Here is a 13,007-nt window from a genome sequence, read left to right on the forward strand (position 1 = left end):
GAACAACCGTTCTTTCATGAAGATATGACTTACCGCGACCGATCGCATAGCAGTCGGCCCGCTCAAACTCGAACGAAGTCGTCCATCGACCGATCATGACCATCACGCTGAACGACAGGAACCGACCTCGCCCCGCCCTGCGCGCGCGACTTGCCGGCTGGCTGCACGGACCGACTTTCACGCGGGATATCGTCATCGTCCTCGCCATCAAGTTCGCATTGCTGATGGTGCTCAAGTACACCTTCTTCAATCATCCGCAGGCAGAGCACATGTCGCTCCCGCCTGAGCAAGTCGCGCAGGCGCTGCTGTCCGTGCCTGCCCCGCATCCGTCCCAAGGTGATCAACATGCCCGTTAGCGAAGTCGTAGAACTGTCGCGCCTCCAGTTCGCCATCACGGCGCTTTATCACTTCCTGTTCGTCCCGCTCACGCTCGGCCTGTCCTGGCTGCTCGTCATCATGGAATCGGTCTACGTGATGACCGGCAAGCAGATCTACAAGGACATGACCCAGTTCTGGGGCAAGCTCTTCGGCATCAACTTTGCCATGGGCGTGACCACCGGTCTCACGCTCGAATTCCAGTTCGGCACCAACTGGTCGTATTACTCGCACTATGTGGGCGACATTTTCGGCGTGCCGCTCGCCGTCGAAGGCCTGATGGCGTTCTTCCTCGAATCGACCTTCGTCGGCCTGTTCTTCTTCGGCTGGAAGCGTCTCTCGAAGGTCCAGCACGTGTCCGTCACGTTCCTCGTCGCGCTCGGCTCGAACCTCTCGGCCCTGTGGATTCTGGTAGCCAACGGCTGGATGAACAATCCAGTCGGCGCGACCTTCAACTACCAGACCATGCGCATGGAGCTCGACAGCATCTTCTCCGTGCTGCTCAATCCGGTCGCGCAGGTCAAGTTCGTGCACACCGTCTCCGCCGGCTATGTAACGGCCTCGATGTTCGTGCTCGGCGTGTCGTCGTGGTATCTGCTCAAGCGCCGCGACACCGAATTCGCGCTGCGCTCGTTCGCGATTGCCGCCGGTTTCGGTCTTGCGTCCACGCTGTGCGTGATCGTACTCGGCGACGAATCCGGCTACCGCACCGGCGAAGTCCAGCAGGTCAAGCTCGCCGCGATCGAATCCGAATGGGAAACCGCCCCCGCGCCGGCCCCGTTCACGATCATCGGGATTCCGAACCAGAAGGAGGAGCGCACCGACTACGCGATCCGGGTTCCCTACGCGCTCGGCCTGATCGCCACGCGCTCGCTCGACGAACCCGTGGTCGGCCTGAAAGAGCTCATGGTGCGCAACGAGGCGCGCATCCGCAACGGCATGCTGGCCTACGCCGCGCTGCAGAAGCTCAAACAGGGCGACGTCACCGACGAAGCCAAAGCCGCCTTCGACGCGCACAAGCAGGATCTCGGCTACGGCCTGATGCTCAAGCAGTTCACCGCGAACGTCACCGACGCCACGCCCGACCAGATCACCCAGGCCGCGAAGAAAACGATCCCGCCCGTGGCGCCTGTGTTCTTCTCGTTCCGCCTGATGGTGGGCCTCGGCATCCTGTTCCTCGCGACCTTCGTGCTCGCCTTCTGGTTCTGCGCGCAGCGCTCGCTGTTGCTGGAGAAGCGCCGCTGGTTCCTGCGCTGGGCGCTGTGGGCGATTCCGCTGCCCTGGCTCGCGGCTGAATTCGGCTGGATCGTCGCTGAAGTGGGCCGCCAGCCGTGGACCATCGCGGGCATTCTGCCCACCAGCCTGTCAGCCTCGAGTCTGACCGCGGGCGACCTGTATCTGAGTATCGGCGGCTTCGTGGTGTTCTACACGGCGCTGTTCATCATCGAAATCATGCTGATGTTCAAGTACGCGCGGCTCGGTCCCTCGTCGCTGCATACGGGCCGCTATCACCACGAACAACCGTCACCGGATCGGCCGCTGGGCAACCGGCCGCTGCCGACCAGCACGGTCGCCTGATTCGCCGACACCGAGATTCAAGGGAAAAGATCATCATGGATTATGCAACCCTCAAACTGATCTGGTGGGTGCTGATCGGCGTACTGCTGATCGGCTTCGCGCTCACCGACGGCTTCGACATGGGCGCGGCGATCCTGCTGCCGTTCATCGGCAAGACGGACGCCGAGCGGCGCATCGTCGTCAACACGGTGGGCGCGACCTGGGAAGGCAATCAGGTCTGGCTCATCACCGCGGGCGGCGCGATGTTCGCCGCGTGGCCGCTGGTGTACGCGGCGTCGTTCTCCGGCTTCTATTTCGCCATGCTGCTGGTGCTGTTCTCGCTGTTCTTCCGGCCGGTCGGCTTCGACTACCGCAGCAAGCGTGAAGATCCGCGCTGGCGCAGCGCGTGGGACTGGGCACTGTTCGTCGGCGGCTTCGTGCCGGCCCTGGTGTTCGGCGTCGCGTTCGGCAACCTGCTGCAAGGCGTGCCGTTCTCGTTCGATACCGACCTGCGCGTGACCTATCACGGCGGTTTCTTCGCGCTGCTCAACCCGTTCGCGGTGCTGTGCGGGCTCGTCAGCGTGTCGATGCTGGCCGCGCATGGCGCCGCCTTCGTGAAGATGAAAGCGGACGACATTGTGGCCGAGCGCGCTTCGCTCGCGCTGCGGATCGCTTCGTTCGCGGCCGTGGTGCTGTTCCTGATTGCCGGTGCGCTGATCGCCACGATGATCGGCGGCTATCAGCTGGTCGACGCCGCGCCGCTCGACACGGTCGCCAATCCGCTGCTGAAGAGCGTGATCGGCGCACCCGGCCTGTGGCTGACCAACTACGCGACCTATCCGTGGATGGTGGCCGCGCCGGTGGCCGGTCTGGTGGGCGGCGTGCTGGCCACGCTACTCGCACGCTCGCGTTTCGAGAAGAGCGCCTTTCTGGCGACCTCGCTGATGATTATCGGTGTGATCCTCACGGCGGGCTTCTCGATGTTCCCGTTCATCATGCCCTCCTCACTCGACGGCCGCAGCAGCCTCACCGTGTGGGACTCGACCTCGAGCCGCATGACGCTGCAGATCATGCTGATCGCCGTGATCGTGTTCCTGCCGCTCATCCTGATCTACACGAGCTGGGTGTATCGCGTGATGCGCGGCAAGGTGACGGCCGCGGCGCTCGAAGAGAACAGGCACACGATGTACTGAGCGGCATTCCGCACATTCTCGCAAATTACTGAAACGCGATTACCGGGAGCACACAATGTGGTATTTCAGCTGGATTCTTGGTATTGGAGTAGCGCTTGCGTTCGGCATCATCAACGCGCTTTGGCTTGAGTCAGCCCAACCGGTTGAGGGAACCAGGCGCCCTGATCAGAAACGGGTCTGAGTCGACCGGAGGGTGTTCGGGTCGCCGGGCAGGAAGGAGCATTCAATGAACACCGCCACGCCGTTGGCGCAGAAAACCACCGAAACCTTCCCTCTGGACCGCGGCTATCTGTTTTCAGCCAGCGGAATAGGCCGCGAGATAGACGCGGACTCCGCGGCCAGTTGGTTGGAGCATCGGAACGACAGCAGCGGGGAATTCATCTGGCTACATTTCCACGATATTCCCGCAGTGCTGGACAGTTTGCCGTTGCAGCGCATGGTGAGCATGTCGGCAACCTTCGCTGAAGCGCTCAGGGAAGGTTCCCGTTCAACCCGGATGACTCACGTGCACGAAGACGTCATTGCTGTACTCAATGACGTCGAATACGACTTCAGAAGGCAAACGCCCCTCCAGGTGGCGACGCTGTGGCTCAATGTCAGCGATCGTTGCCTGCTAAGCGCGCATGCCCGTCCGCTGCGCTCGGTCAATCAGTTGACGCTGGCTGTCGAAGCCGGTCAACCCTTTCTCAGCCCTATGGCACTCCTGATCAACCTGCTGGAAGAGCAGGCAGATGTCCTGACCGGAATTGTGCGGACGGCCGCTAAAACAGCCAATAAAGTGGATGCAACGCTGCTCACCGGAAAATTGCCGAAACGTTCGAGCCTCGGCATCATTCGCCGCGACCTGGTAAGCCTGCGACGCCTGCTGGCACCGGAGCCTGCCGCACTCTTTCGCCTCGTCAACCGGCCGCCCAAATGGGCGGGTGACGAAGACATCCAGTCGCTCCGCCAATCCGCCGAAGAGTTTTCCCTGAGACTGCGCGATATGAGCGGCCTCGAGGAGCGCATCAAGCTGCTGGAAGCGGAAATCGCCAATCGCGTGGCCGAACATACGAACAGGAGTGTGCTGATCCTCACTGCTGTCACCGTGATCGCCTTGCCGATCAACCTGATCTCCGGTTTGCTCGGAATGAACGTGGGCGGCCTGCCTTTCAGATACGATACTCGCGGATTCTGGATCATCGCCACGATCGCCGTGCTTTTCACGAGCCTCGCAGCCTGGCTGATCTTCCGCCCGAGGCGCGATTGATCTCGACGCGGGCGAGCGGACTGGCGGAAAAAAAGCCCGGACGAACCGGGCTTAACACGCTACTCCCTGGGGGTCCCCACCCCCAATGCAAACCTTACCCCGGTCCCGCTCGAGCTCCCTTGTGCTGAATCAAGGCGGCCTTACGTCAACCATTGATCAGACCAGTCAGACGCCCGATTTCCAGGGCCACGACGGGTATAAGCGTCCGCCGTTTTCCACGCTCTCACGCGAAGCCTGTGACTGGTCGCCATTATCGCGTTCGATATCGCCGGAATCCGGCCGCCCTGTATCCGCGTCGCGGGCGAGAGGATCCGGCTGTTCCGTATCGGCGCGCGTGACGACCTCGCCTGGCCGCTGGCTCGTCTCAATGGGTTTCAGGTCCGCGCCGAACCACGCAACCGCCTCGCGCAACCTCACGACATAGTCCTGCCAGCCTTGCGCGTTGTCCGCAAAAAGCGCCTGCTGAACCGTACGCGCCAGCTGCTCGCGATCAAGCTCCAATTCAAGCAATTCCCTGGGCCAGGAAAGAAAGGCTGCAGTGGCATGCTCGACGAAATCCCGCGTGGCCATCGAGGGCGATACATGCATCAGCAGCGGCACGCCCTTGAGCGAATCATGCGCGGCCACTGCTTCGTGCACGGTCTGTTTGCCCTGTTTGTCGCCGCTGCAAATCATGAGACGATTGACCGCCTCCAGCACGTCGCCCAGATGAAGCAGCAACGCACGCCGCTCGTACGCATCTTTCACGTTTTCGACTCCCTCACACGACACCTACCCAGACCCCGCGTGTAACGGCCGATAGTGCAAACGAAACGGGCACCGCTAACGGCCGCTGACTCGAGGACACGTTATCCGCTCTCTGCAAGCGGACGCACGATCACAGGATAGCCGGCTTACTCGGCAATTCCTCGCATATCCCGGTCTCGGCCGGGAAGTGCTTCCTGAGCAACTCCGTCACCTGCTCGACGCCACTTAGCACGCCGGCCTCATAGTTACCACGCTTGAATTCCGCCTCCATTCGCTGGCAGATGGCTTCCCATTCGCCCGGCCCGACCCTGGCATGCACGCCCCGGTCGGCGACGATCTCCACGTCATGATCGGCAAGCAGCAGATAGATCAGTATCCCATTGTTGTGCTCGGTATCCCAGACGCGCAACTGGGAAAAAACGTCGATCGCACGTTCCCGGGCCGAGATCCCTTCCCAGAGCGCCGCGATGTGAAGTGTGCCTTCGACGGCGAACCGGATCTGCCCCATGTGCGCGGCATGGCTGTCGCGCACGGCTTTGTCGATGGCCCGCAGCACCGGGACCGGAAAGGCCTGGTTCACATGCCAGCGGGTCAGCAACAAATGTCTGACGATGCGTTCAAGGTTCATGACTACCACCTGCCCGACGCGCCGCCGCCGCCGAATCCGCCACCGCCGCCCCTGAAGATGTCGCGGCCGGAACCGCTGCCGAATCTTCCGGGCGGCCCGCCGATCACGCGCGCGCCGGCGCTGGCGCCGAGACCGCTGCCGAGCAGCGTGAACGCGAGAGCGATCACTCCGGCGAACACGGCGATGAACAGCGCGCCCGACAACATCCAGGCAACCACCGCGACGGCTCCCCCGGTCACGATGGCGCCGGGCAACCGCCCCAGCAACACACGCAATACGCCGCCCGCGACAAGAGTCAGCACGAAAAGAACCGGCAGATAGCGCCCGATCTGCGTTGAGCCGCTTACACGCTGGTCCGGCGCGGGTAAAGGCTCGCCATCGACCACTCGCATGATGCTGTCGACGCCTGCGGCGACGCCGCCATAGTAATCACCCTGTCTGAACCGCGGAACGATCGTCTCGTTGATGATGCGACTGCTGGTTGCGTCGGTGAGCGCGCCTTCGAGGCCGTAGCCCACTTCGATGCGAAGCGTCCGGTCGTCTTTCGCGATGATCAGCAGCACGCCGTCGTCGACGTTTTTGCGGCCCAGCTTCCATTGTTCGACGACGCGAAGCGAATATTGCTCGATGGTTTCCGGCGCGGTGGTAGGCACCATGAGCACGGAAATCTGGCTTCCCTTTTTCGTCTCGAACGCCTGCAAGGTCTGCTCGAGCGAAGCGCGTTGGTCGTTCGAGAGGGTGGCGGTTTCGTCGGTGACATGCGCGCTCAGGGCCGGAACCGGCACCTCCGCGCTGGCGCCGGGCGGCAGGAATGCGCAGAGGGCAAGCAGCAGCGCGCTGGCCAGCTTCAGGATGTTCAATTTGCCGCTCCGCTGGCCGGCGTGGGCGCCGTGTTGAAATCGACCTGCGGCGGGCGTGCGATCTCCGCTTCGTTCGTGACCGAAAAGTTAGGTTTCTCCTTGTAGCCGAACACACTGGCCGTGAGGTTGGACGGGAACGAACGAACAGTCGTGTTGTAGTCCTGCACGGCCTTGATATAGCGGTTTCGGGCCACCGCTATACGGTTTTCGGTGCCTTCGAGTTGCGCCTGCAGGTCGCGGAAGTTGGCGTCCGACTTTAACTGCGGATAAGCCTCGGAAACGACCAGCAGTCTTGCCAGCGAACTCGACAGTTGCGCCTGGGCGGACTCGAAACGCGAGAACGCCTGCGGGTCGTTCAGCAACTCGGGCGTAGCCTGCACGGACCCGACCCGCGCGCGAGCCTCGGTAACGCCGAGAAGGACGGCGCGCTCCTGGCCTGCAAAGCCCTTCACCGTATTCACGAGGTTCGGAACCAGATCGGCGCGGCGCTGATACTGGTTGACGACCTCCGACCAGCTTGCCTTCACCTGCTCGTCCTGGCTCTGGATGACGTTGTAGCCGCATCCGGAGAGCATCGTGACGATGGCGGTCAGCAAACCAAGATATAGCGTGCGCATTGAATTTTCTCCCTGTTTTAATAGCCGCATGGACTGGGCCGGTGAACGGAAGCATCGACACACGCCATGCGGCGCGAGCGGCTCTATCCCTGCAACGAACAGTATTCGCTGTGAACCTGGGTTCGTTGATCCCGGTCAAGCGCATGAGAACTGGCGGGGGCAACGTTATCCCCGTCATTGACGGGCCCAGGGCAACCTCGAGGAGGCAGCATGTGGTACGCATGGCTGGAGGCACAGCGCAACCTGATGCGGCTGCGTGGCACGTGGCGGCTGCCGGCTAGCGACGGAAACCCGCAGGGGGCAGACGAGCCGCGCGTCGCCGCAATGGGTTACGACTGGATCTTCCGCCTGATTCAACCGCCGCCGGAGGCGCCGCCTTTCGGCATCGCGACAATACGAATCGGCGAACATGAGGTGCCGGTCGTCGAGCAGGTGATCGAGCGCACCCCTTTTTGCACGCTGCGCAAGTTCAGCCGCGCACCGGACGCCGGGGTGTTACTGCCGGAAATATGACTGAAGACTACTTTCTCGACACGATTCGTGTGTCTTTCCAGGAATACTCGCTTGCCCTCGGAAACTGGAAGATCGGCACGCGTCACGTACGGCCGCAGGATATCGTTTCGACGGCACTCTGCACGGTCGAGGGCGCTCGCGACGACATCACCGGCGCGGGCCAGACACACGCCGCCCAGGCGCTGTGCAGCGGCATTGCGCCGGACATGCGTCAGATGTTGACCGTTAAGGACTGCGACCACTACGACCTGTTCACCGGGCCGAAGTGGCGCGACGTCATCCACCCCGCCCTGTCTGCTTTCTGGCGCTCGATCCGTTAGGGCGGCGGCCGGTTTTTATCGAACGGTGTAGTCGCCGTGCATGGTGCACCGCGCGATCAATGACAGGTGCGCGCCAACGCGGCGCGCGCGCCGAGTAGCAGTTCAATGCGCAGGTCGGTGTAAAACCCGGCCTCATGAATCGCCATTTGCGTCGTGTCGAGACTGCCGTCGAGAAATCCTTTCGTCAGTTGCGGACGCTGATATGGCGCGAGCGTCTCGTCGCACAGGATCGCAATGCTGGCGGACTGGTCCTCGGTGCGCAGCACTCGCGCCGCCGTTGCACTGGCTACACCGCCGCCAAGTAGCAGATAGTCGATTTTTCGCGCCGTCATGCCACTCACCCGTGTTGGGCGAGTGGAGACGGACTGCCCGCGATGTGCGCCTCGGGCGCCGCATGCCCAGAAGCGCCGGTCCCCGCACTGGCTACCTCCGTGGCGTTCTGTTGCGGTGCGCTTGCCGGCGCCGCGTCGCCGGCCATCAGTTGCAGCAGCGTGGCCTGGTCGAGCACTTCGCACTCCAGCAAGCGCCGGGCAATGCGATCCAGCTGCGCGCGGCTGCCGGCGAGCGTGCGCGTCACGCGTTCATGGGCCTCGGCCAGTTCGCGCCGAACTTCGTCGTCGACCAGCTTCGCGGTGCTTTCGCTGAAACGCTCGCCTCGCCCAGCCGCCGACGGATAGCCCATGCCGGGATCGCTGCTGTCGAACGTGAAAAGTCCCAACTGTTCACTCATTCCATAGCGTGTAACCATATGCCGCACTAGCGCGGTTGCCCGGTCCAGATCGTTCTCGGCGCCGGTCGATACGTCGCCGAAGACGATCTCCTCCGCCACGCGTCCGCCGAGATACGCGTCGAGCCGGTCCAGCAGTTCGCTCTTGCGCAGCACGTAGCGGTCTTCGGTCGGCACCTGCTGCGTATAGCCAAGCGCGGCGACGCCGCGCGGAATGATCGACACCTTCTTGACGGGGTCGCAATGCGGCCGGCTCAGCGCGACCAGTGCGTGCCCCGCTTCGTGGTAGGCAATGGTGATCTTTTCCTGTTCGTTCATGACGCGGCTTCTGCGTTCCATGCCGGTCATCGCCCGGTCGATCGCTTCGTCGAAATCCACCATGCCGACCGCGGATTTGTCGAGTTCGGCCGCATGCAGGGCGGCTTCGTTGACCACGTTGGCGAGATCGGCTCCGGCAAAACCGGGCGTGCGTGACGCAATTTCGGCCAGATCGACGTCCGCTGCGAGAGTAACTTTCTTCACATGGACCTGCAGAATCTGGCGACGTCCGTTGAGGTCCGGGCGGTCGATGGCAATGTGCCGGTCAAAGCGCCCTGGACGCAGCAATGCCGGATCGAGAATCTCGGGGCGATTGGTCGCCGCCAGAATGATCACGCCGGAATTCGGCTGAAATCCGTCCATCTCCACCAGCAGTTGATTCAGGGTTTGCTCGCGTTCGTCGTTGCCGGACGTGACTCCGGCGCCACGCACTTTACCGAGGGCATCCAGTTCGTCGATAAAGACGATGCACGGCGCCTTCTTCTGCGCCTGTTCGAACAGGTCGCGCACCCGCGCCGCCCCCACTCCCACGAACATCTCGACGAACGCCGACCCGCTGATCGAAAAGAACGGCACGCCCGCTTCCCCCGCCACGGCCTTGGCAAGCAAAGTCTTGCCGGTCCCCGGCGCGCCGACGATCAGAACGCCCTTGGGGATCTTGCCTCCCAGGCGCCGATAGCGCTCGGCGTTACGCAAAAATTCGACAATCTGTTTCAGTTCGGCTTTTGCTTCGTCAATGCCCGCGATGTCGTCGAATGTGACATCGGTGTCCTGCGCCACGTAGACCCTAGGCTTGCTTTTGCCGATCCCGCTGAAATCACGCAAGCCGCCGCCACCGCGCCGCATGAATACGCTCCAGATCGCCGCGAGCATCAGGATGGGGACGATCCAGCCGAGCACCGCGCCCAACCCTATCCTGTCGGCTACACCGGTATAACGAACGCCCGAGTTGGCCAGATCTTCGATCAGGTGATCGTCGCTCACCCGCACGGTCGAAAAGCGCCACGGCTCGCCATTGGCGGCGAGTCCGCTCGCAGCGGATGCCGGCAGCAAAGGAGCAGCCCCGGGCATCCGCACGCTTCCGGTGATCTGGTCCGAGCCGATCTCCAGGTTATCGAGCTGCCGGGCGACCAGCAACCGGTGAAAGTCGCTGTACGCGATCGCTTCGGTCGGCTGCCGGTACAGGAAGATCTGCGCGAGAAGCAGCAGCACGACGCCGATCGGTATCAGTACACCCGTGTAATTTGATTTTTCATTCATCGCCGTTTGCGTCGATCGTCAGACAGCTGGGAGGAAAACCGGCCTTGCCTGTCTCGCTTGTCACCTGGCCGAAGAGCGGACCCAATGGGCGCGCAGAAGCCCTTCGTTGTCGCGATAGCTGATCTCCAGTTCGCCCTGATGCGCATGCAGCATCGCCGCACCGAGGCGGCGAACCAGATGCGGCCCCGTGGTCTGCACGACGATATGCTCCGGCTGTTGCTGTATATCCATGATCCGTTCGAGCGGATGCTCCTGCTTCTCGCCGTCCGCCTGATGATGCAGCAACGCCAGAACTTCGTCTGCGCGGTTCAGCAGATAGTCGCCGTCGAAAGTGATTTCTCCGGCCGGTGCCTGCTCGTGAATCCGCTTGCACGCCGGGCATTGCAACTGATGCATCTGCCCGGCCGAGATACGCCACGTCCAGCGGCCGTCGTCATAAATCGCGCCGCAGTCAGGACAGCGCGACGCGCCCGCGCTTCGTCCGCGCGACCTGTAACTGTCGTAGATATGCGACTGGGGCTGCTTGTCGCGGCGCATCTGGTTGCGCTTCAATCGTGTCTGTATCGCGGTCATTTCGAAGCCCCTCGGGGGTAAAAGTCACAGTTGATTCGAACAGGATGGGAAGGCCTGCAGCACGACTCATGCAACGACTAACTGGTCGACTACCCACCGCACTCCCTTGGTGCCCCAGGCGACACCGCACGCCACACGCTTGTCGAGGAGCGACTCGGCCACGCCGGTCAACCGGACCACGCCGTCGTGGACGTCGACCGAAATGCCGCCTGACTCGCGCCGCGAGCGCCGCTGCAAGGCTTCGGCGATCTGTTTGCTGACATCGGCCGCAACCGGATCGATTCGTACCTCGATCTGATTGGCCACGCCGACGACCCCTCGCATTCGAGTCACGAGTACTTCGGCCATCTGGCGCTGGAAGCCGTAATCCACCGCGCCGGTGAGCGTGACGCAACCGTGTTCCACCACTACGCGTATAGCGTCTTCGGGAAGTCCTTCCTGCCATTGCAGCGCCGAGACGATCGCGGCGGCCAGATCTTCGTCTGTATGCCTCAACGGGGACGGCGCACGGACCACCAGGTCGAGCACGACCGCACGACTGCCGGCTACCCGCTGCACCGCTTTCTGCAAAGCGAGTTTCTGGGCGCAACTGTTCACGGAACCTTCAAGGGTGACGATACGGTTGAGCACCGTGGCGGTGACGTTTCTGGCATCGAGCGCAGGATCCCAAAGCAACTCCTGATCCACGTCATGCTTGAGTTCCAGATCTGATTTCATCGGTATCTCCTGCCGCTGTACGCCAGCTATGCGCCCTTCGTCGTGCGCGATGCGCGCCGTGAATGCGAAAGGATCCGGGAACGGATGCGTGAACCATAGTCCCGCGCCAGCGACTTCCGGTTGACTCAGGTCAAGCGCGATCGGACCACATCACCGGCATGCGCTGCGTTGCGCCGTTCGCTCGCCGCAGCCACGCCGGGATTGATGCACGTCAACCGGCCGCAAGACCCCGCGCCTATGCTGAGCAAAACCCCAGCGCCTATGACTGAAACAGTCACGGCAAGGCGATGCGGACGATCCGGTTCGACGGATGATCGGAGTGTCGTTGGCGAAGCGCACAAGGCCGGCGTGCATATCGGTCTGTGCGGGCAGGCGCCGCGACGAAACCAAAGAGGCTGCCGACCATGCCGGAAATCGTGACGATCACGCTCAACCCCGCCGTCGATGTCGCGACATCGATCGAACGGGTGGTTGATACTCGCAAGTTGAGATGCAGCGCCGCGCGGCGTGATCCGGGCGGCGGCGGGATCAACGTCGCGCGCGTCATACAGCGTCTTGGCGGCGACTGTTCAGCCTTCTATCTCGCGGGCGGCGCAACCGGCCAGATGCTGAGACGGCTGCTGGACGCCGAAGCGTTCACAGGCGTCTGTATTGAGATCGCCGGGGAAACGCGCGAGAATTTCTCGGTCCACGAGCAGTCCACCGGTCTGGAATACCGCTTCGTGCTGCCGGGTCCGACGCTCGCCGCGTTCGAATGGCAACGCTGCATCAACGAGGTCACCGCACTGAAAGCACCACCGCGCTATCTGGTGATGAGCGGCAGCCTGCCTCCCGGTGCGCCGGCCGACATTTACGCGCAGCTCGCCCGCCTTGCCTGCGCTCAGGAAACGCGGGTCGTGCTCGACACATCGGGCCCGGCGCTCGACGCGGCGCTCGCAGCAGGGGTCTGGCTCGTCAAGCCCAGCCTGAACGAGTTGCGCGATCTCACGGGCCGGCCGCTGGTCGAAGAAGCCGAATGGATTGCCGCTGCGCAGGACATCGTGCGATCCGGCCATGCCCGGATCGTCGCGCTGACGCTCGGCGAGCAAGGCGCGCTGCTGGTTACGGCGGACCGCTGCTTGCGGGCGGCGGGATTGCCGGTGAAAGTGTCCAGTTCGATCGGTGCCGGCGACAGCTTTGTCGGTGCGCTAATCTGGGCTCTGAACCGAGGTGCAGGTATCGACGAAGCATTTCGCTATGGCATGGCCGCAGCGTCGGCGACTTTGCTGGGTGCCGGCACAGCGCTTTGTGAGCGCGGGGAAATCGAGCGGCTCTATCGCGAGATATCGATCAGGTAAGCGACAGGTATGGCTG

General features: G+C 62.8%; 15 protein-coding genes and 1 pseudogene. 8 read left to right on the plus strand and 8 right to left on the minus strand.

The genetic code is table 11. The features are described from left to right. Positions 1–95 precede the first annotated feature (95 nt). The 5 genes from cydP to PDMSB3_RS11220 are packed head-to-tail and all read left to right on the plus strand — an operon-like array spanning position 96 to position 4,374. Positions 96–356 (plus strand): cytochrome oxidase putative small subunit CydP, encoded by a 261-nt coding sequence (gene cydP / locus PDMSB3_RS11200; RefSeq protein ID WP_007181571.1) that lies wholly within the window; start codon positions 96–98, stop codon positions 354–356. Continuing rightward, complete coding sequence (locus PDMSB3_RS11205) at positions 346–1,953, plus strand: cytochrome ubiquinol oxidase subunit I (protein WP_007179434.1); 1,608 nt, start codon at positions 346–348, stop codon at positions 1,951–1,953. Before cydP ends, PDMSB3_RS11205 begins: the two co-directional genes overlap by 11 nt. Before the next feature lie 35 nt (positions 1,954–1,988). Beyond that, entirely contained in the window at positions 1,989–3,125 is a 1,137-nt protein-coding gene (cydB, locus tag PDMSB3_RS11210) for a cytochrome d ubiquinol oxidase subunit II (protein WP_007181569.1), read from the plus strand. Positions 3,126–3,180: 55 nt separating this feature from the next. Beyond that, complete coding sequence (gene cydX / locus PDMSB3_RS11215; RefSeq protein WP_007181568.1) at positions 3,181–3,306, plus strand: cytochrome bd-I oxidase subunit CydX; 126 nt, start codon at positions 3,181–3,183, stop codon at positions 3,304–3,306. A 45-nt stretch (positions 3,307–3,351) separates the two neighbouring features. Next, the gene (locus PDMSB3_RS11220) at positions 3,352–4,374 is read left to right on the plus strand and encodes a transporter (protein ID WP_007181567.1); all 1,023 of its coding nucleotides are present in this window, start codon (positions 3,352–3,354) and stop codon (positions 4,372–4,374) included. Between the two features lie 165 nt (positions 4,375–4,539). Here PDMSB3_RS11220 and PDMSB3_RS11225 read toward each other — a convergent pair whose 3' ends face one another. The 4 genes from PDMSB3_RS11225 to PDMSB3_RS11240 all read right to left on the minus strand — a co-directional run bounded on the left by PDMSB3_RS11225 (position 4,540) and on the right by PDMSB3_RS11240 (position 7,226). Then, on the minus strand, positions 4,540–5,121 hold the full coding sequence (locus tag PDMSB3_RS11225) for a hypothetical protein (protein ID WP_007181566.1): 582 nt from the start codon (positions 5,119–5,121) through the stop codon (positions 4,540–4,542). A 130-nt stretch (positions 5,122–5,251) separates the two neighbouring features. After that, complete coding sequence (locus PDMSB3_RS11230) at positions 5,252–5,749, minus strand: TPM domain-containing protein (protein WP_007181565.1); 498 nt, start codon at positions 5,747–5,749, stop codon at positions 5,252–5,254. Between the two features lie 2 nt (positions 5,750–5,751). Beyond that, a complete protein-coding gene (locus tag PDMSB3_RS11235; RefSeq protein WP_007181564.1) occupies positions 5,752–6,609 on the minus strand; it encodes a TPM domain-containing protein in 858 nt (285 codons plus the stop codon). Then, positions 6,606–7,226: a LemA family protein gene (locus PDMSB3_RS11240; protein ID WP_007181563.1), complete on the minus strand. Its 621-nt coding sequence runs from the start codon at positions 7,224–7,226 to the stop codon at positions 6,606–6,608. Before PDMSB3_RS11240 ends, PDMSB3_RS11235 begins: the two co-directional genes overlap by 4 nt. Positions 7,227–7,436: 210 nt before the next feature. On the opposite strand from PDMSB3_RS11240, the gene PDMSB3_RS11245 reads away from it, so the two are divergent. Beyond that, complete coding sequence (locus PDMSB3_RS11245) at positions 7,437–7,739, plus strand: hypothetical protein (protein ID WP_035518065.1); 303 nt, start codon at positions 7,437–7,439, stop codon at positions 7,737–7,739. After that, positions 7,733–8,059: pseudogene (locus PDMSB3_RS11250) on the plus strand (polyhydroxyalkanoate depolymerase); the annotation flags it as partial. The gene PDMSB3_RS11245 and the pseudogene PDMSB3_RS11250, both read left to right, overlap by 7 nt. A 56-nt stretch (positions 8,060–8,115) precedes the next feature. Here PDMSB3_RS11250 and PDMSB3_RS11255 read toward each other — a convergent pair. The 4 genes from PDMSB3_RS11255 to PDMSB3_RS11270 all read right to left on the minus strand — a co-directional run bounded on the left by PDMSB3_RS11255 (position 8,116) and on the right by PDMSB3_RS11270 (position 11,654). Further along, positions 8,116–8,391 carry a hypothetical protein gene (locus PDMSB3_RS11255; protein ID WP_007181562.1) on the minus strand — a complete coding sequence of 92 codons (276 nt, stop codon included), beginning with the start codon at positions 8,389–8,391 and terminating at the stop codon, positions 8,116–8,118. A 5-nt stretch (positions 8,392–8,396) separates the two neighbouring features. Next, a complete protein-coding gene (gene ftsH / locus PDMSB3_RS11260) occupies positions 8,397–10,364 on the minus strand; it encodes an ATP-dependent zinc metalloprotease FtsH (RefSeq protein WP_165186169.1) in 1,968 nt (655 codons plus the stop codon). A gap of 60 nt (positions 10,365–10,424) precedes the next feature. Next, the gene (locus PDMSB3_RS11265) at positions 10,425–10,937 is read right to left on the minus strand and encodes a BCAM0308 family protein (RefSeq protein ID WP_007181560.1); all 513 of its coding nucleotides are present in this window, start codon (positions 10,935–10,937) and stop codon (positions 10,425–10,427) included. 66 nt (positions 10,938–11,003) lie between these two features. Further along, positions 11,004–11,654, minus strand: coding sequence for a BON domain-containing protein (locus tag PDMSB3_RS11270; RefSeq protein ID WP_007181559.1), 651 nt, complete (start codon positions 11,652–11,654; stop codon positions 11,004–11,006). 404 nt (positions 11,655–12,058) lie between these two features. On the opposite strand from PDMSB3_RS11270, the gene PDMSB3_RS11275 reads away from it, so the two are divergent. Beyond that, complete coding sequence (locus PDMSB3_RS11275) at positions 12,059–12,991, plus strand: 1-phosphofructokinase family hexose kinase (protein ID WP_007181558.1); 933 nt, start codon at positions 12,059–12,061, stop codon at positions 12,989–12,991. The last annotated feature ends 16 nt before the right edge of the window (positions 12,992–13,007 follow it).

Origin of the sequence: Paraburkholderia dioscoreae (assembly GCF_902459535.1) — a bacterium.
GTDB lineage: Bacteria > Pseudomonadota > Gammaproteobacteria > Burkholderiales > Burkholderiaceae > Paraburkholderia > Paraburkholderia dioscoreae.

Coding starts and splice junctions, on each gene's coding strand:
- cydB (WP_007181569.1), top strand. CDS start 1,989: ATGGATTATGCAACCCTCAAACTGATCTGGTGGGTGCTGATCGGCGTA.
- PDMSB3_RS11205 (WP_007179434.1), top strand. CDS start 346: ATGCCCGTTAGCGAAGTCGTAGAACTGTCGCGCCTCCAGTTCGCCATC.
- PDMSB3_RS11245 (WP_035518065.1), top strand. CDS start 7,437: ATGTGGTACGCATGGCTGGAGGCACAGCGCAACCTGATGCGGCTGCGT.
- PDMSB3_RS11270 (WP_007181559.1), bottom strand. CDS start 11,654: ATGAAATCAGATCTGGAACTCAAGCATGACGTGGATCAGGAGTTGCTT.
- PDMSB3_RS11240 (WP_007181563.1), bottom strand. CDS start 7,226: ATGCGCACGCTATATCTTGGTTTGCTGACCGCCATCGTCACGATGCTC.
- PDMSB3_RS11255 (WP_007181562.1), bottom strand. CDS start 8,391: ATGACGGCGCGAAAAATCGACTATCTGCTACTTGGCGGCGGTGTAGCC.
- cydX (WP_007181568.1), top strand. CDS start 3,181: ATGTGGTATTTCAGCTGGATTCTTGGTATTGGAGTAGCGCTTGCGTTC.
- PDMSB3_RS11220 (WP_007181567.1), top strand. CDS start 3,352: ATGAACACCGCCACGCCGTTGGCGCAGAAAACCACCGAAACCTTCCCT.
- PDMSB3_RS11230 (WP_007181565.1), bottom strand. CDS start 5,749: ATGAACCTTGAACGCATCGTCAGACATTTGTTGCTGACCCGCTGGCAT.
- ftsH (WP_165186169.1), bottom strand. CDS start 10,364: ATGAATGAAAAATCAAATTACACGGGTGTACTGATACCGATCGGCGTC.
- PDMSB3_RS11265 (WP_007181560.1), bottom strand. CDS start 10,937: ATGACCGCGATACAGACACGATTGAAGCGCAACCAGATGCGCCGCGAC.
- cydP (WP_007181571.1), top strand. CDS start 96: ATGACCATCACGCTGAACGACAGGAACCGACCTCGCCCCGCCCTGCGC.
- PDMSB3_RS11275 (WP_007181558.1), top strand. CDS start 12,059: ATGCCGGAAATCGTGACGATCACGCTCAACCCCGCCGTCGATGTCGCG.